General features: G+C 45.6%; 16 protein-coding genes. 11 read left to right on the top strand and 5 right to left on the bottom strand.

Going from position 1 to position 17,344, the window contains the following annotated elements:
* The 4 genes from atpA to AB4185_RS20160 are packed head-to-tail and all read left to right on the top strand — an operon-like array spanning position 1 to position 4,346.
* Positions 1-1,542: a F0F1 ATP synthase subunit alpha gene (gene atpA / locus AB4185_RS20175; protein WP_017060841.1), complete on the top strand. Its 1,542-nt coding sequence runs from the start codon at positions 1-3 to the stop codon at positions 1,540-1,542.
* Positions 1,543-1,588: 46 nt separating this feature from the next.
* Complete coding sequence (atpG, locus tag AB4185_RS20170) at positions 1,589-2,458, top strand: F0F1 ATP synthase subunit gamma (protein WP_017064727.1); 870 nt, start codon at positions 1,589-1,591, stop codon at positions 2,456-2,458.
* Between the two features lie 44 nt (positions 2,459-2,502).
* A complete protein-coding gene (gene atpD, locus AB4185_RS20165) occupies positions 2,503-3,888 on the top strand; it encodes a F0F1 ATP synthase subunit beta (protein ID WP_017060843.1) in 1,386 nt (461 codons plus the stop codon).
* A gap of 14 nt (positions 3,889-3,902) precedes the next feature.
* The gene (locus AB4185_RS20160; protein WP_017060844.1) at positions 3,903-4,346 is read left to right on the top strand and encodes a F0F1 ATP synthase subunit epsilon; all 444 of its coding nucleotides are present in this window, start codon (positions 3,903-3,905) and stop codon (positions 4,344-4,346) included.
* Positions 4,347-4,504: 158 nt separating this feature from the next.
* Here the strand turns inward: AB4185_RS20160 and AB4185_RS20155 are convergent, their stop codons facing one another.
* On the bottom strand, positions 4,505-5,467 hold the full coding sequence (locus AB4185_RS20155; RefSeq protein WP_372135848.1) for a nitrilase family protein: 963 nt from the start codon (positions 5,465-5,467) through the stop codon (positions 4,505-4,507).
* Positions 5,468-5,573: 106 nt separating this feature from the next.
* On the opposite strand from AB4185_RS20155, the gene AB4185_RS20150 reads away from it, so the two are divergent.
* Positions 5,574-6,461, top strand: coding sequence for a LysR family transcriptional regulator (locus tag AB4185_RS20150; protein WP_372135847.1), 888 nt, complete (start codon positions 5,574-5,576; stop codon positions 6,459-6,461).
* Between the two features lie 113 nt (positions 6,462-6,574).
* Here AB4185_RS20150 and AB4185_RS20145 read toward each other — a convergent pair whose 3' ends face one another.
* Genes AB4185_RS20145 through hisD form a run of 4 tightly spaced genes read right to left on the bottom strand, consistent with a single transcriptional unit; the run spans position 6,575 to position 10,338 of the window.
* Entirely contained in the window at positions 6,575-7,288 is a 714-nt protein-coding gene (locus AB4185_RS20145) for an alpha/beta fold hydrolase (protein ID WP_372135859.1), read from the bottom strand.
* Positions 7,289-7,290: 2 nt separating this feature from the next.
* On the bottom strand, positions 7,291-8,295 hold the full coding sequence (locus AB4185_RS20140; RefSeq protein WP_371725066.1) for a cupin domain-containing protein: 1,005 nt from the start codon (positions 8,293-8,295) through the stop codon (positions 7,291-7,293).
* A 17-nt stretch (positions 8,296-8,312) separates the two neighbouring features.
* Positions 8,313-9,044 carry an SDR family NAD(P)-dependent oxidoreductase gene (locus AB4185_RS20135; RefSeq protein ID WP_371725065.1) on the bottom strand — a complete coding sequence of 244 codons (732 nt, stop codon included), beginning with the start codon at positions 9,042-9,044 and terminating at the stop codon, positions 8,313-8,315.
* Position 9,045: 1 nt separating this feature from the next.
* Positions 9,046-10,338, bottom strand: coding sequence for a histidinol dehydrogenase (hisD, locus tag AB4185_RS20130; protein WP_372135846.1), 1,293 nt, complete (start codon positions 10,336-10,338; stop codon positions 9,046-9,048).
* Between the two features lie 340 nt (positions 10,339-10,678).
* Here hisD and AB4185_RS20125 point away from each other — a divergent pair, with 340 nt between their 5' ends.
* The 6 genes from AB4185_RS20125 to AB4185_RS20100 all read left to right on the top strand — a co-directional run bounded on the left by AB4185_RS20125 (position 10,679) and on the right by AB4185_RS20100 (position 17,344).
* Entirely contained in the window at positions 10,679-11,428 is a 750-nt protein-coding gene (locus tag AB4185_RS20125; RefSeq protein WP_372135845.1) for an HpcH/HpaI aldolase/citrate lyase family protein, read from the top strand.
* 152 nt (positions 11,429-11,580) lie between these two features.
* A complete protein-coding gene (locus tag AB4185_RS20120; protein ID WP_371725063.1) occupies positions 11,581-12,546 on the top strand; it encodes a LacI family DNA-binding transcriptional regulator in 966 nt (321 codons plus the stop codon).
* A 312-nt stretch (positions 12,547-12,858) separates the two neighbouring features.
* Positions 12,859-13,854: a TRAP transporter substrate-binding protein gene (locus tag AB4185_RS20115; RefSeq protein ID WP_176679831.1), complete on the top strand. Its 996-nt coding sequence runs from the start codon at positions 12,859-12,861 to the stop codon at positions 13,852-13,854.
* 162 nt (positions 13,855-14,016) lie between these two features.
* Positions 14,017-14,580, top strand: a complete 564-nt coding sequence (locus tag AB4185_RS20110) for a TRAP transporter small permease (RefSeq protein WP_372135844.1) — start codon at positions 14,017-14,019, stop codon at positions 14,578-14,580.
* A complete protein-coding gene (locus tag AB4185_RS20105; RefSeq protein ID WP_299141690.1) occupies positions 14,577-15,857 on the top strand; it encodes a TRAP transporter large permease in 1,281 nt (426 codons plus the stop codon). Before AB4185_RS20110 ends, AB4185_RS20105 begins: the two co-directional genes overlap by 4 nt.
* Positions 15,858-16,369: 512 nt before the next feature.
* Positions 16,370-17,344 carry a nuclear transport factor 2 family protein gene (locus tag AB4185_RS20100; protein ID WP_371725060.1) on the top strand — a complete coding sequence of 325 codons (975 nt, stop codon included), beginning with the start codon at positions 16,370-16,372 and terminating at the stop codon, positions 17,342-17,344.

Raw genomic sequence — 17,344 nt, 5'->3', positions numbered from 1 at the left:
ATGCAATTAAATTCAAATGAAATCAGCGATCTAATCAAAGAACGCATCTCGAAATTTAATGTGAGCACCGAGGCTCGCAATGAAGGCACTATCGTATCGGTTCGTGATGGCATCATCACAATCAATGGCCTTGCTGATGTTATGCAAGGCGAGATGATTGAGCTACCAGGTGGCAAATACGCACTCGCACTTAACCTCGATACGCACTCAGTAGGTGCGGTGGTTATGGGCCCCTACACTGACCTATCTGAAGGTATGAAAGTGAAAGGTACAGGTCGTATCTTAGAAGTACCTGTAGGTAACGGACTTCTTGGTCGTGTAGTCAACACATTAGGCGAGCCAATCGATGGCAAAGGCCCAGTGAGTTGTGACCGACTCGACCCTGTAGAAGTGATTGCACCGGGTGTAATCGAACGTAAGTCTGTTGATCAACCTATTCAAACTGGTTATAAAGCGGTTGATACCATGGTGCCAATCGGTCGTGGTCAACGTGAACTTATCATCGGTGACCGTCAGACGGGTAAAACAGCGTTAGCTATCGATGCGATCATCAATCAGAAAGATTCTGGCATCAAATGTGTGTATGTAGCGATTGGCCAAAAAGCCTCCACTATCGCTAACGTGGTTCGTAAACTCGAAGACCACGATGCGCTTAAAAACACCATCGTAGTCGTGGCATCAGCATCAGAGTCTGCAGCGCTTCAATACCTAGCCCCTTATGCGGGTTGCACCATGGGTGAATACTTCCGTGACCGCGGTGAAGATGCACTGATCATCTATGATGACCTATCAAAACAAGCCGTTGCTTACCGTCAAATCTCGTTGCTATTGAAACGCCCACCGGGTCGTGAAGCCTTCCCTGGCGACGTATTCTACCTTCACTCACGCCTTCTAGAACGTGCAGCACGAGTGAATGCAGAGTATGTAGAGAAGTTCACTAACGGTGAAGTGAAAGGTCAAACTGGCTCATTAACGGCGCTTCCGATCATTGAAACTCAAGCGGGTGACGTATCAGCGTTTGTACCAACCAACGTAATCTCAATCACCGATGGTCAGGTTTTCCTTCAAACCCAATTGTTTAACTCAGGCTTACGTCCTGCAGTAGACCCAGGTATCTCGGTATCTCGTGTGGGTGGTGCGGCGCAATGCAAGATCATCAAGAAACTGTCTGGTGGTATCCGTACTTCATTAGCTCAATATCGCGAGCTGGCGGCCTTTGCTCAGTTCTCTTCTGACTTAGATGAGATGACGCGCAAACAGCTAGACCATGGTGAGCGTGTTACCGAATTAATGAAGCAAAAACAATACTCTCCAATGTCAGTCGCTGAGCAAGCAACGGTTATCTACGCAGCAGAGAAAGGCTACTTGGTCGGTGTTGAGCTAAACAACATTGCCCGTTTTGAAGAAGAGCTGATTGCTTATGCCAAAGGTCAGAACCCTGCGTTGTTCGAAAAAATCAACGCGACAGGCGATTACAATGACGAAATCGACGGTGCTCTTAAAGAGATCCTAGAAGGTTTTGTTGGGATGAAAGCTTGGTAAGTGCTCCGGTTTGTTAGCTGGAAATCAAAACAAATAGGAGCAGATTATGGCAAGTACTAAAGAAATTCGCACCAAGATAGCCAGTGTTAGTAACACTCAGAAAATCACTAGCGCAATGGAAATGGTTGCAGCAAGTAAGATGCGCAAGGTTCAAGACAACATGACGCTAACTCGCCCCTACGCCGAGAACATGCGAAAAGTTATCTCTCATGTTGCATCGGGTTCCCTGGAGTACCAGCACCCTTACCTGCAACAGCGTGAACCTAAGCGTGTCGCTTACATCATTATCTCGTCCGATCGCGGCTTGTGTGGTGGCTTGAACTCAAACTTGTTCAAGAAAGTGTTAGAAGAAATGGAGCAATGGCGCACCAAGGGAGTCGAGGTAGAAACAACCTTAGTGGGATCTAAGGCTATCTCGTTCTTCCAACGCGGCGGCAACGTTATTGCACAAACGTCAGGTCTTGGCGATACACCTAAGTTAGAAGACATCTTAGGTACGGTGAATGCGATGCTCGGGCATTACGACGAAGGTAAAATCGATAGCTTGTATCTCGTTTACAACCAGTTCGTCAACACCATGGTTCAAGCGCCAACGACCTTGCAGTTGCTCCCCCACCCTTCGGATTCTGAGGAAGGTGGTGAGCCTAAAAAAGCGCGTCGTTGGGACTACATCTATGAGCAAGCACCCAAAGACATACTCTCAGAACTGTTACATCGATACATCGAATCGCAAGTGTATCAAGGCATTGTTGAGAGCATTGCCTGTGAGCAAGCAGCCCGAATGGTCGCTATGAAAGCGGCGACTGATAACGCAGGCCAACTCATTGATGACTTGCAGTTGGTCTACAACAAGGCGCGTCAGGCTGCCATTACCCAAGAGCTGAGTGAAATAGTCTCAGGTGCCCAAGCTGTCTAGGGCTAGAAAAGACTGGGTCAAGAACAGAATTTGAGGATTTAAGAATGAGTGTTGGAAAAATAGTTAAAGTAATCGGCGCGGTGGTTGACGTCGAGTTCAGCGGCGGCAACAGCCCACGCGTTTATGATGCATTGAAAGTGACTAGCGACGAAGCAAGCTCGTTAGTATTGGAAGTACAACAACAACTGGGTAGCAATATCGTTCGTTGTATTGCAATGGGTACGTCAGATGGCTTACGTCGTGGCCTAACGGTTGAAAACACAGGCTCTCCAATCACGGTTCCTGTCGGCGAAGAAACGCTAGGCCGTATCATGAACGTGCTTGGTCAACCTATCGATGAGTGTGGTGAAATCGGTCAGAAAGAAAACTACGAGATTCACCGTGAAGCCCCTTCTTATGAAGAACAAGCAAACAGCACTGAGCTTCTAGAAACAGGCGTTAAGGTTATCGACCTTATCTGTCCATTCGCTAAGGGTGGTAAAATTGGTCTGTTCGGTGGTGCTGGTGTAGGTAAAACCGTCAACATGATGGAGCTTATCAACAACATCGCCAAAGCCCACTCAGGTCTTTCTGTGTTTACCGGTGTAGGTGAGCGTACTCGTGAAGGTAACGACTTCTACTACGAGATGAAAGAAGCAGGTGTACTAGACAAAGTAGCCATGGTTTACGGTCAAATGAACGAGCCACCGGGAAACCGTCTACGTGTAGCACTTACAGGCCTAACTATGGCTGAGCGCTTCCGTGATGAAGGTCGTGACGTACTGTTGTTCATTGATAACATTTACCGTTACACGCTTGCGGGAACAGAAGTATCAGCTCTGCTAGGTCGTATGCCTTCAGCAGTAGGTTACCAACCAACACTGGCTGAAGAGATGGGCGTACTTCAAGAGCGTATCACGTCAACAAAACAAGGCTCTATCACCTCTATCCAAGCAGTATACGTACCTGCGGATGACTTGACTGACCCATCGCCAGCAACAACCTTTGCTCACTTAGATGCGACCGTTGTACTGTCTCGTAACATCGCGGCACTGGGTCTATACCCTGCGATTGACCCGTTAGATTCAACGTCACGTCAGTTAGATCCGCTGATCGTAGGCCAAGAGCACTACGACATTGCACAAAAAGTACAAACAACGCTGCAACGCTACAAAGAGCTAAAAGACATCATCGCGATTCTTGGTATGGATGAGCTGTCTACTGAAGACAAACAGACCGTATCTCGCGCTCGTAAGATTGAACGTTTCTTAACGCAGCCTTACCACGTAGCCGAAGTGTTTACCGGTCAGAAAGGTGTCTTTGTACCGCTAAGCGAAACACTAAGAGGCTTTAAAGGTCTATTGAGCGGTGAATATGACGATATCCCAGAGCAAGCGTTCTTGTACTGTGGCTCTATCGACGAAGTGCTTAACAAAGCAAAATCACTCTAAGAGGCAGGTGCACCATGGCTATCGGAATTACAGATAATACATTTCAACTTAATATTGTAAGTGCGGAAGGTACGCTGTTTTCAGGTCCAGCGTATGCCCTAGCCGTTTCTGGCGCTGACGGTGAACTGGGGATCCGCCCCGGTCACTCCCCGCTTCTCAGTAAGATCAAACCGGGCGTAACCGTGTTTGTTACAGACCCTAAATCAGAAGGCCAAGTGCTGTATGTCTCTGGTGGGATGCTGGAAGTTCAGCCGGATGTGGTTACGTTATTAGCCGACACGGCCTTGCATGGTAAAGACATTGACCGCGCTCGCGCAGAAGAAGCGAAATATGCCGCTCTAGAGAACATCAACAAGGGCAACATAGACATTAACTTTGCACAAGCTCAGCTAGAACTAGCGAAAGCCGTTGCTCAGTTACGTGCATCAGAGCTAACTTCTTCTCACACAAGACACTAAGAATAGAACTTAGATGCTCGATACTTGATGTGTAAATAGTCTACCCACTTAAACATGATTTAAGTGGATAGACTACATCAGAAACCCTCACTTCTCTTTCAACTTCCCCACCCTTTTAACCGCTACTAATACATCCTTTTTCACCTGAGCTTACAACATTACTTCTCTGCAAAGCGCGCTTGGTGTGGGTCCAATTCATGACCTAGCGACTGCGTCAGCGAATGATAAAGCTCAGGCTTACGGCCACGAATCCAGCGTCTGCCAGTACACATATCTAACTCTTCTGCTTTTAGCTCTGCAATCACCATATCGTTATCAACACTATCGGTCTCAGCAATGATTTCCCCATAAGGGCTGAGGACCATCGCATTGCCTGTTCTTACTTCATCCATATCAACGCCGACACCATTACTAAACACCACAAACATGCCGTTATCGTGCGCTCTTGCAGGCAACCAACGCATTAACCACTCGCGGCCATTCTTGCCCTGCATTTCAGCACGAATCGCATCTGGGTTTTCATCTCGGTTAAACCATAAATCTGGGTCAATTCGCTTCATCGCATTGGGGCTACGTGACTGACAACCGCCCGTTTGGTGTGGTGCAATCAATATATCAGCCCCTTTCAAAGCAGTGATTCTGACGTTCTCGACCAAGTTGTTATCCCAACAAATCAAGATACCGACTTTGCAACCATGAGGCGTATCGAACACCGTGTATTGGTCGCCGCTGATCATATGTGGGCTAACGAAGGTGTGCAGTTTACGGTGTTTCTGAACTTCTCCATTGGGCATAGCGAATACGTAGGTATTGTATAACTCGCCATCGATGTCCTGCTCTATCAAACCAGCCCCAACACTCATTCCAAACTGTGTTGCCAGTGCAATCAGCTTTTGAGTCGATTCACCGTTCGGCACAGGTTCCGCTAGCGCTTCAATCTCATCTCGCGACAAAGCAGACACATGCCAGTAGCCAGTGATGCACATCTCTGGGAAACTGATGATCTCCACACCACTCTTCGCAGCTTGTTGAACGTATTGACCTATCACCGACAAGTTATACGCCTTATCGCCTGCATGATGGTTAAACTGAACCGACGCTACTTTGATGTCTCTTTTCATTATTCGTCCTCAAATTTCGCTTTATCTGATTTGGTATGAACTCAGTATAAAAAATCGATTCAATTCCATATAATGAAAGATATTCTTAGTTCAATGAGCATTCGGAATGGAATTTGATTTACTGAAGGCGTTTTGTCAGTTGGCTAAGTCGGGCAATTATCGTATGGCATCAGAGCAGCTCTACATTACTCAGTCGGCACTGACCAAAAAGATTCAACGACTGGAATCCAATATAGGAGCGAGTCTGTTTTCTCGCGACAGGAACGGCGCAGAACTGACACACGCAGGTAAAACCTTACTACCCGAAGCCCAACGTTTGGTTCATTCAATGCAAGCGTTTGAGCAGCTTTCAGGCTCCGTAGTGAATGGAACTCAGGGGCATTTGAACATTGGTTTTGGCGTATCTAATTATCACGAAGCACCTAAACTGATTGCCGCCTATAAACAACAGTACCCAGACGTTCACATCACCTTAAATGACACACCTTCTAAGCAGCAGACCGACGAGCTATTGAGCCATGAACTCGATATCAGCTTCAATCGAATACCCGACTCCTCGGATTTAAAGAGCCTAACGCTTTTCAATGATTCGCTTGTGATTGCGGTTCACAAAGATATTCTCAAGCAAGCGCCAGGTAACGATCAGGTTCTCTTTGAGTTATCGAAATGGCCTTATCTAAAATTGGCTCAGCACCGTGGCCCCGGATTAGACAGACAGATTCAACAATATTGTCTTGCCAATAAAATCGACTTATCTAAGACACAAGAAGCCGATGATATCCTCACCCTGCTTGCCTTGGTTTCGGCCAATATCGGTTTCACCATCGTACCCAGCAGTGCGCAGTACATTAGTAACACCGATGTGGAATTCATTGCGTTAGAAGGTGAACACGCGACTTGGCCTGTCGGGTTAATCTGGAATGGAGAGAGTGACAACCCACTCAGGGATAGGTTTGTAGAGTTTGTTGCTGATCAGGTTGAAAGCGACTCATAAATCAACAACGGCTTTTCATGTTTAGGTGCAGAGGCAATAGCAATATAAAGCGCACTGCACTTTATATTGCATACTCGACATGAAAAGTGACTTCGCCAGCTCACTACTAAGAATCACAGCTGACTGGCTTCAAACCAGCTACGAATATGCTGCGCAATGATCTTAGGCTGTTCCATCGTCGCTAAATGACCACACTCCGGAATGACATGAAGTGATACCTGCTTGATATGTCTTGCCATTAACAGGTGATTATCAATTGGACATAACAGGTCATCTTTACCTGTAATGATCAACGTCGGAACCTGAATGTCCGCCAGTAATGGTCTAGCGTCAGGACGAGTCGCCAATGCCTGAGCGTGAGCCTCAAACCTTTCCATGCCGATGTTATTCGCCATTTGCGTGATTCTTTGAGTCAGTTCTTGGTTCGCTAACCGGTTCGGATGAATGAGCACTGGCATTAAGATGTCAGGGGTTATTGACTCAAACTCCCCTGCTTTTGCTTTATCGACTAAAGCATTTCTTTTCTCCGACACCTCTGGCTTTTCATCTGCGGAATTGGTGTCCATTAAGATTAAGCCTTTCACGCGTTGTGGCGCCTGTCGAAAGACTTCAAACGCAAGAATACCGCCCATAGATAGACCGCCAAGCACGAAACTTTCCGGGGCGTTCTCTAGCACTTTACTCGCCAAGGCTTGCATGGATGTGTCGGTTCCCAAGTCACAAGTAAAAGGAGCCACCCAATCGGGCAGCTCTTTATTGACGTCTTGAAACAACGCTTCATCACATAACAAACCAGGTAACCATAACAGTGGTAATTCTGGTTTCATCATTAGTTGCCTTGCAGTGTTTGTGGTTGGTCAGAACCCAATACCACGTAAGTGAAGCTTGTGCCTCTTAGGTTCTCTAGGCTGTACGATGCACCTGCTGGTACACTAAATACGTCGCCAGTCGTCAACACCAGTTGAGCTTGCTCGCCATCTTTCACCAGGTTAAGCAAAGTATCGCCTTCAAAGTTAATCAACACCTGCTTTTCGTCACGTTGGTGAACAGGAATACTCGCCCCTTCCGTTAACTCGTAAGCCAAGATACTCACGTCATCAACGCTTTTAACTTGGAAATCATAGCTCGCAGATGGGTGGCCTGTTAATGCAAACTGTTTAACACCAGGCTTGTCAAAGTCGCCCGAGATTTCTCGGTAATCCTTTTTTAAAGCAACGAAAGGCATCATCTGTTCAGCCGTATACGTATCGAACTTGCTCAGTTCTTCTTCCGATAATAGTGGCATCAGATCAGATTGATTTGGCACAACATCACCGTCAATAGTATCAACCAATGTGCCGTCAGCTTTTAGATATAAGCCGTAGCCCTGGCTATCAGTAATCACGCTTGGGTGCCAAACTACGCCACCACCCGAGTTATCACCACCTAACACAGAGTACATAAAGCCGTAATCACGCCCTACAACCTCAAAGCCACGGAACAGGTTAGTTGGAATCGAGATAACATCACCGTGCGACAATACCGCTTCGTGTTCACCTTCGTTGCCCCAGTAGAATCTAAACTGACCTTTGAAAACCACGAATAGCTCAGCAGTGTGATGAGAGTGCAAAGAGTTCTTGATGCCAGGTGGCTGACCCGCTGCACCAATGTTAAAGCCTGCTGTTTCACGGATATGAACATGTTGACGGCTGCTTTCAGCCACACCAGCACCGATGATACAGAAGTTGTCTTTTAAGTCGCTTCCCGGTGTACGTGCATCAATGAAAGCACTCGTGCCTGGGATAAGCTCCATGTAACGAACGAGATTGTTATTTATTGTATTTTGTAGGGTCATTCTAAATTCCTTCTTGCCTAACCTAGCGGTCTTCCACCATCGACTGCGATGGTGTTACCAGTTGAAAATGTCAGTAGCTCTGCAGCTGCATAAACGGCGTTGGCAACCTCTTCGTCACTCGCTAATCGTTTAAGCGGTGTTGACTGCTCTTGTGCATTGCGCCATTCATCATCTAACCCTTTAACAAATTCGGTATCCACTAAGCCAGGAGCAACAGCGAGTACTCGGATATCTGGAGATAAAGCGCGTCCTAATGAACGTGTCATGTTTTCAACCGCTGATTTACTCGCACAGTACGCCACGTTGCTACCCATAGCCGTTTGCGCTGCAATCGAGGTAATGTTTACTACGCAACCCTTAGCGCTGCGAAGTAAAGGTTCAAACGCGCGAACCATCGCAAATGGAGCGCGAACATTGACACGGAAAATCTTGTCTATCAGATCGTCGCTTAAGGACTCTAAATCGTTGTGCGCGACAAACTTCGTCATACCTGCACAGTTCACTAGCAAGTCTAATGAATCCGACGATTCTTTAACTTGCTCGGCCAAAGCGCCAATCGCAGAACTGTCTTCAACATTCAGTTGATACATGGCATGGCCTGAACCTTCCAAGCTGTCCAAGATCTGTTGAGCTGCAACCTCATTGCTGTTGTAGGTAAATACAACGCGATAGCCCGATTGCGCTAATTTGTGACATATGGCGGCACCGATGCCGCCACTGCCGCCTGTAACTAAGGCGAGTTTTGTCATGTTATGCCTCTACCGATTTTTCTTTGTAGCGACGAACGCGGATGTCTGCTTGCTCTTTGTGACCAGCGAAACCTTCTAGTGCACATAGACGTGAACAGTACTCACCGACTTTTAGTGAAGCCGCTTCAGTTACGCGCTGGTAAGTACATGTTTTAATGAATTTACCAACCCACAGACCGCCGGTGTAACGCGCTGCTTTGTTTGTTGGCAGAGTATGGTTAGTACCGATACATTTATCACCGTAAGAAACGTTCGTCTCACGACCTAAGAACAATGCGCCGTAATTCGTCATGTTATCTAGGAAGTACTTAGGATCTTTTGTCATTACTTGTACGTGTTCAGAAGCAATGTCATCTGCTACTTCAACCATTTCTTCGTAGCTATCACACACAATAACTTGACCGTAGTTTTCCCAAGCCTTACCTGCCACTTCAGCAGTAGGAAGAATCGTTAGCTGACGCTCAATCTCTTTTACTGTCTCTTCTGCAAAAGTTTCGCTATTGGTTAGCAGTACCGCTGGAGAGTTGTAACCGTGCTCAGCTTGACCAAGTAAGTCCGCCGCTGCTAATTCAGGGTCACATCCCTCTTCGTCTGCAATCACAAGCGTCTCTGTTGGGCCTGCGAATAAGTCGATACCAACACGACCAAACAGCTGACGTTTTGCCTCTGCAACAAATGCGTTACCAGGGCCAACGATCATATCTACTGGAGCAATCGTTTCTGTACCAAGAGCCATCGCACCTACCGCTTGTACGCCACCAAAACAGTAAATCTCATCCGCACCAGCCGTCGCCATTGCCGCAACAATTGCCACATTTGGTTGACCATTAAAAGGAGGAGCACAAGCAATCACACGCTTCACACCAGCCACTTTCGCAGTAAGAACACTCATGTGCGCTGATGCAACCAATGGGTACTTACCACCTGGGATATAACAACCAACACTGTTTACTGGCACGTTTTTGTGGCCCAGTACAACACCCGGCATGGTCTCTACTTCTACATCATGCATTGAGTCACGTTGGATCTGAGCGAAGTTACGAACCTGTGTTTGTGCAAATTCAATATCGTGCTTGGTTGATTCGTCCAATGCGTCCACACATGCCTGAATTTGCTCATCTGTTAAGCGAAACTGCTCCGGAGACCAGTTATCAAATTTTTCTGAAAGCTCACGAACTGCACTGTCACCTTTCTTTTCAATGTCAGAAAGAATGTTCTCTACCGTTTGGCGCACTTGCGCGTTGTTTGATGCTGATGCTTCTTCGGTGATGCCGTGTTTTAGAATGCGAGCCATGCGTAATTCTCCTTGTGGCGTATGCCTAGTGTTTGCTGATTATTGGTTTTAACAGAGTTTATTCTTTGTTTTGTATACTTTTGGATACGAATGCAAAACAAACATAAACATTTTTTTAACACTTGGCAAATTCATTTCTCAACTTAGAAAATCAATCTCAAGTTATTGTTTCAAATAACAAAATCTTTTATCAACGGTTAGTTACGATGCCAATCGGATTAAAACACAGTCAATTTATGTTGCATTGATCACATTGTTTTTACTCTTTTTTACAACAACACATGTTAAGTTTTGCATACCTTTGCAAAAGCGAACGAAAAGTAATGGAGAATAAAAAGTAATGGATAACTTTAAGAACACACTAAGCAACACCGAGCTACTTGGGACTTTTGTTAAAACCCCTCACCCACACATCATTGAAGTGCTGGCGTTGGCAGAACTCCCTTTCATTGTGCTAGACGCGGAACACGCCCCTTTTGATAGATCGACACTGGATAGCTGTATTCTTGCTGCGCGTGCTAATCAGCTCCCTTGCGTAGTTCGAGTTCAAGATAGCCAGCCATCGACCATATTGAATGCGTTAGATTGCGGTGCGACAGGAATCCAGATCCCTCACGTATGCAGCGCCGAGCAAGCAGAAAAACTAGTGAAGATGTCCCATTATGCTGAAGGTGGCCGAGGCTATGCAGGCTCAAGCCGCGCAGCAAAATACACAACCAAACCAATGGCAAGTCACTTGAAAGACAGCAAAAGCGACACAGTCGTAATTGCGCAAATTGAAGATCCAGAAGGTGTGGTAAATGCTGAATCAATCGCAAAAGTGGAAGGCGTTGATGCCCTGTTCATTGGGCAAGTAGACTTAGCCGTGTCTTACGGTGCTGAAAGTGTGAATGATGAATGCGTGCGAGAAGCGAGTATCAAAATAATCAAAGCAGCTCAACAGGTTAACAAGCCCGTTGGTATGTTTGTCGCAAATGCTCAAGCGGCTCGTCACTGGAAAGAGCTCGGCGTTAACTTCTTTTGCGTCGGTTCTGAACACAAAATGATCATTGATGGCTTTCGAAATGAGCAAGCCGTCATGAATTCATAAATTTTCTTTGTGATTTCAAATGTTACACGTATTGTAATTATCAAACCTTGCTCATTAGGGCCTGTTGACCTATTCAAGGTGGCGCTTGGATTTATCGCGATATAAGGAGATTCACCATAAAAGCGAAAGTTACCTCTATTGATGTTGCCAAAATGCTTGGCGTTTCTCAGTCTACTGTTTCTCGGGCATTCAGTCCGACAGCGAGCATTAGTGAGAAGAAGCGTAAAATGGTTATGGATGCCGCGACCAAGCTTGGCTACACGCCAAATGCGATCGCTCGCAGCCTTATTTCCAATCGTTCAGGGTTAGTGGCAATCGCACTTGATAGCGAATCAAACCCAATGTACGACTTGCAATCTCGTGCACTCGCGATGGAAATTCAAAAGCGCGGCGGTCAAGTTGTCCTTTGCCCTATCGACAAAGACGACTTGGATCTCGCCATTTCACGAGCAATTGAATATCAGGTTGATGGCTTGATCATCGCCACAAGCCGCCTGACCTCTCGTGCGTTTGCACAATGTGAAAAGTTTGGTGTTCACTTAAGCCTCATCAACCGCTATACCGAAGGTGTCAATGCGAACAGCGCTGGCCTAGACAACCAGCAAGCTGGCACGCAAGCAGCAGATTATTTACTTGATAAAGGCTACAAACAGCTGGCTTATGTAAGTGGTGATGCAGGCTCAATGACCAGTGACAAACGTTGGTTAGGCTTCTCTGAAACCGTAAAAACACGTGAAGCAGCTTCACCTATCTTCATCAATGCAAAATACAGTTTTGAGGCTGGATTAGAGGCAGCGAAAGAGCTGATGGAACACACATCAAAACCTGACGCCGTGTTCTGTGCTAATGATATCCTTGCCATGGGTGTCATGGATGGTCTTAGAAAGCTTGGCTGCCATATCCCGAGAGACTTTGCCGTCATGGGCGTGGATGATATCCCAATGGCCGCATGGCCGAGTTACGATCTTACGACTATTGCGCAACCAGTAGACAAGATAGTACAGAGTGCTGTGGGAGATTTGATGCAACGTATCAATGAGAATACCGATGCCAAAGGGACTTACCTATTGGAACCCGGAATTATAGTGGAACGAGGTAGTACATCACTAAGTTCATAAAAGGTTTAGCCAACTTAGTCCCACCGCCAACTTGTTAAATCCGCTGTTTTCCCATCAACAAAACGCCACTCAATTTAGAGTAGAAGCCCTAATATCATATTAGGGCTTCTTTCTGTGACCTCGCCTAAAATTTCGTCTATTCGAATTAACTTCTTTATCACTTTTATGGATTTGTTATTGACTTGTTAGTTGTGTGTTTATATTTTGGATTCGTATGCAAAATAAGGATATGAAGTGCGGAATAAAAACCCACTGACCAACATGACTCGAATGAATGCACATAAAAAGTCATGTGATGAAAAAGGAAGAACAATGAAACGCGCAATCTTTACCTCGATAACTGCCCTCGGCTTAACCCTATCTAGCATGAATACGTTTGCAAGCAATGTGATTCGTCTTGCTCACGATAGCCAAGAAACTTCACCCGTACATAAAGCGATGCTGCACTTTGAAAAAGAACTTGAAGCTCGCTCTAACGGCGAACTTGAAGTGGAGATCTACCCAGCTCGACAGCTCGGTGATGTTCGTGAAACCACAGAGCTTGTCCAGCAAGGCAACTTACAGATGACCTTTGGTGCATCGGTGTTGCTGTCACCTTACGTACCTGAGTTCAACGTACTTGATGTTTTCTACCTATTTGAAGATGAAGCACAAGCACACAAGGCATTGGACAGCGACAAAATCGGCAAACCACTTCTTACGTCAATGGAATCAAAAGGCTTTCATGGCTTAGGTTTCATGGAGGTTGGTTTTCGTAGTATCACCAACAACAAGCAACCTATCGAAAGTATTGAAGATCTTAATAGTTTAAAAATTCGTTCGGCGTCAAACCCAACACAAATCAGTGCTTGGAAATCAGTCGGCACAGCGCCTACACCACTCTCTTGGGGTGAGATCTTCACTTCGCTACAGCAAGGCTTAATCAACTCACAAGAAAGTGCGGTTTACTCCATCTATGCAGAGCGTTTTTACGAAGCTCAAGAGTATCTATCGCTAACCAACCATATTTACACTAACTACGTATTGTTCATGAATAAAGAGTTCTGGGACTCTCTACCGAGTGATCAGCAAACTCTAATCAATGAAGTAAGCCAAGAAACCATCGCAGTACAGCGTGATCTCGCGGCTAAACAGAACCAAGAAGTCATTAAAGAACTTGAAGCGAAAGGCATGACAGTAAACGTAGTGCCAACCGACGTTCGTGCTCAGATGAAAGAAAAGATGAATGCAGCGGTTTACCAAGAACTGCGCAGTAAAACCGGTGAAGCGCTATTCGACAGCGTGATTACAGAGATCGAACATCTGTAGTTCGTACCTTTGTCATCTATCACCTGTTACCGACAAACCGTTTTAACGATCTAACAATCGTTACCTCAGATCTCAGTGCACTCAATAAACGGTGTCCTAGGTCTGAGCTGTCGTGTATTCATTGGCATTCAATGCCCTTTTCAACACTCTTTGGAGTTACGTATGAAATGGTTTCGCCTGTTCGACCGATACTTCGAACCAACACTGATCGTACTTTCTATCTCGCTGATGACCGCCCTACTCTGTTTACAGATAGCATTGCGTCTATTCGATGCCTCAATCGCTTGGGCTGAAGAACTCGCCCGCTACCTTTTCGTTTGGGCGATGTACTTAAGCATCAGCTACTGTATTCGTGATGATCGACATATTCGCATTCGCCTATTCATAGACAAACTACCGGGTAATCTAACCCACTACAGTTTGATTCTTTCAGACCTTATCTACCTTGCCTTCAGCTGTACCGTTGCCTGGTTTGGTTTCAAAGTGATTGGTCGAAGCCTGAAACTGGGCCAAATCGCTCCAGCAATGGAAATCCCGATTGCCTGCCTATATGCGTCTGTACTTGTTTGTGCGGTATTAAGTTCTATACGTTTGGTAGTCAGCATCAACAAACGTATCTCAGTCATTGCTTATTCACCAAAGTCGGTTCGACTCACGCAACACCGTTACCGCCACATGAAGGCAAAACACCGCACATCTAACCGTTTGTTGGAGCTAAGCTTATGACCTCTGCTTTGTTATTTGGCAGTTTCGGATTACTGCTTCTTATTGGCGTTCCCGTTGGCATTGCCCTCGCTGGCGCCAGCATGCTCGCTATATTGAGTTTGCCTTTCTTAAACGTTGAGTTTTTAGTACAGGGCTTGGTGACAGGCCTAGACTCTTTCCCACTATTGGCTGTTGTTCTCTTTACATTGGCCGGTAACCTAATGAGCCAAGGCGGTATATCAAAACGTCTTTTGCATGTTGCTGAAGTCTTCTTTGGACACTTCACTGGTGGCTTAGGGATTGTGGCGATCGTTGCGTGTATGTTCTTTGCCTCCATCTCAGGTACAGGTTCAGCAACCGTTGCGGCTATTGGCTTAACCATGATTCCATCTATGGTTAAAAAAGGTTACGACCGAAGCTTTGCCGGTGCACTGATCGCTTCTTCTGGCGGTATCGGGGTAATTATTCCACCGTCTGTTGTGATGATCGTATACGCCATTACTGCAGAAGTCTCTGTAACCAAAATGTTCATGGCGGGTATCGTACCTGGACTAGTAGTTGGCTTGGTACTTATCGGTTATTGCTTGATCGTATCTAAAATTCGCGGCTACAAAGGTAACGATAAGAAAGCAACATGGCCTGAGCGACTGGCAGCACTCAAAGAAGCAATTTGGGCAATGCTATTACCCGTAATCATTCTTGGTGGTATCTACTCTGGTATATTCACGCCAACTGAATCAGCCGCGATTGGTGTGTTATACGGCTTGTTTTTCGGCATGTTTGTTTACAAAGAGCTGGATTACAAAAAGGTCGTGAAGATCATTTTAGAATCTTCGTTATTGGTAGGTGCAGTACTTGTGATTGTAGGCGCTTCAGTTACCTTTGGTCGAATCCTGACGCTTGAGCGTCTTCCAACTGAAATCGCACAGTTCATACTCTCTATCACGGAAAACAAACTGCTCATCTTGCTATGTATCACCGCACTGCTACTGATCGTCGGTACATTCATGGAGACATTAGCGGCCATTGTTATCTTAACTCCAATCCTGCTGCCTATCGTGACCGCATTAGGCATGGATCCAATCCACTTTGGTATCGTGATGATCGTGAACTTAGCCATCGGGTTTGTCACTCCCCCACTCGGCGCCAACTTATTTATGGCTAGCCAAGTAGGTAACGTGCCGATTGAATCCTTGTCTCGGGAGATTTTAGGCTGGATTGGTGCCATGCTCGTCGCTTTGATGATCATCACCTTTGTGCCAGCGATATCACTGTTCCTTCCAGAATTATTGTCTTAAGCGCACCCATCAACAAGGCCACTCAATATTCATCTTTGAGTGGCTTTTTCAATCCAACCATTCCCAAACTTATCGTTGCATGCGAATTCATTTTTAATCAAAAAATCTAAACAAAAAATTAACAACTCAAGTGAATATCCATCGCATAAGAATCATTACTCTAAATTTTCTCTCGTCATGACTTCGATATAACAAATCGTCACAGAGCATTCTCTGGTTTAATGCTCACCTCACCCAAATCAATATAATGCAAACAAATACAATTATTTAGATAGATACACACTACATTTAAACCTAATTATCTTGTTCATATACACTCGATAAATATGGAACCATTACTCAATTATCTTACTGAGAACCGTATTTTGAGAGTTGTTAAAAAACAGATCCAACCCACAATAAAGAAACATATGCAAAACACCTCATTGACACAGTGATAACAAAAGGCAATATTGGATACGTAACCAAAAACAATCCAATAACTAATTTTATGACGCATCAAGAGGTGATTAATGGCTATGGTTGGCTTTGATTCTAAATGGCAAGATTTTCCGGATTACATATTAGGTATCACGAAAGAAATTTGGGAAGATCGGGGTCTGAGTACCCTACATAACTATTACTCACCTGACATTATCGTCCGTACACCACTCTTCATCACCAAGGGAAACGAAAAGGTCATCAGCGCGACCATGGGCACACTAGCCGAGTTTCCGAACCGTACCTTATTGGGTGAAGACGTTATTTGGTCAGGGACTCCTGAGCAAGGCATGCTTTCATCACACCGAATCATTTCTACAGCTACTCATACTAATGATGGTGTATTTGGCAAAGCCACAAACAAAACACTTAAGTTTCGAATCATCGCTGACTGCCATGCCATCAATAACCAAATCAATGATGAGTGGATGATCCGAGACATCGCTGCGATTGCAAACCAACTGGGTATGACGTCAGAAGAGTACGCTCGTCAACAAATCGAAATAGAGGGTGGCGTTGAGCAATGCCCCTTCCCTTTCACTCCCCAAGTCGACATTCAAGGCCCTTACCTTGGTGTAGGAAATGACAATGAATACGGTCAGCGTTATGAAGACATACTGCGCCGTGTAATGAGCGCTGAGTTCTCAGTCATACCAAAAGAATACGACCGAGCTTGTATCGGTGAATACACAGGTGGACAAACTGCGCTTTCTCATAATGAAATCGACCAATTTTGGATGTCACTGCGCTCTTCATTTCCGAACGCGGAATTCAAGATTCATCACCGTATTGGTCGCAATGACGAAATGATGTCACCACGCGCTGCGATTCGCTGGTCGCTACAAGGCAAGCATGAAGGCTACGGCATGTTTGGAAAGCCTACAGGAAAAGACGTTCACATCATGGGAATCAGCCATGCAGAGTTTGGACCTTGGGGCCTACGCAGAGAATTTACTCTACTTGATGAAAGTGCTGTCTGGAAACAGATTCTCATCCAAATCGGTTAA

Origin of the sequence: Vibrio sp. 10N.286.48.F5 (assembly GCF_041469785.1) — a bacterium.
Classification (GTDB): domain Bacteria; phylum Pseudomonadota; class Gammaproteobacteria; order Enterobacterales; family Vibrionaceae; genus Vibrio; species Vibrio crassostreae_C.
Note: the sequence above shows the minus strand (reverse complement) of the source record. Positions and strands in the feature narration are given on the sequence as shown.

Coding starts and splice junctions, on each gene's coding strand:
- hisD (WP_372135846.1), bottom strand. CDS start 10,338: ATGGCTCGCATTCTAAAACACGGCATCACCGAAGAAGCATCAGCATCA.
- AB4185_RS20115 (WP_176679831.1), top strand. CDS start 12,859: ATGAAACGCGCAATCTTTACCTCGATAACTGCCCTCGGCTTAACCCTA.
- atpA (WP_017060841.1), top strand. CDS start 1: ATGCAATTAAATTCAAATGAAATCAGCGATCTAATCAAAGAACGCATC.
- AB4185_RS20145 (WP_372135859.1), bottom strand. CDS start 7,288: ATGAAACCAGAATTACCACTGTTATGGTTACCTGGTTTGTTATGTGAT.
- AB4185_RS20155 (WP_372135848.1), bottom strand. CDS start 5,467: ATGAAAAGAGACATCAAAGTAGCGTCGGTTCAGTTTAACCATCATGCA.
- atpD (WP_017060843.1), top strand. CDS start 2,503: ATGAGTGTTGGAAAAATAGTTAAAGTAATCGGCGCGGTGGTTGACGTC.
- AB4185_RS20150 (WP_372135847.1), top strand. CDS start 5,574: ATGGAATTTGATTTACTGAAGGCGTTTTGTCAGTTGGCTAAGTCGGGC.
- AB4185_RS20135 (WP_371725065.1), bottom strand. CDS start 9,044: ATGACAAAACTCGCCTTAGTTACAGGCGGCAGTGGCGGCATCGGTGCC.
- AB4185_RS20140 (WP_371725066.1), bottom strand. CDS start 8,295: ATGACCCTACAAAATACAATAAATAACAATCTCGTTCGTTACATGGAG.
- AB4185_RS20120 (WP_371725063.1), top strand. CDS start 11,581: ATGCTTGGCGTTTCTCAGTCTACTGTTTCTCGGGCATTCAGTCCGACA.
- AB4185_RS20125 (WP_372135845.1), top strand. CDS start 10,679: ATGGATAACTTTAAGAACACACTAAGCAACACCGAGCTACTTGGGACT.
- AB4185_RS20110 (WP_372135844.1), top strand. CDS start 14,017: ATGAAATGGTTTCGCCTGTTCGACCGATACTTCGAACCAACACTGATC.
- AB4185_RS20105 (WP_299141690.1), top strand. CDS start 14,577: ATGACCTCTGCTTTGTTATTTGGCAGTTTCGGATTACTGCTTCTTATT.
- AB4185_RS20160 (WP_017060844.1), top strand. CDS start 3,903: ATGGCTATCGGAATTACAGATAATACATTTCAACTTAATATTGTAAGT.
- AB4185_RS20100 (WP_371725060.1), top strand. CDS start 16,370: ATGGCTATGGTTGGCTTTGATTCTAAATGGCAAGATTTTCCGGATTAC.
- atpG (WP_017064727.1), top strand. CDS start 1,589: ATGGCAAGTACTAAAGAAATTCGCACCAAGATAGCCAGTGTTAGTAAC.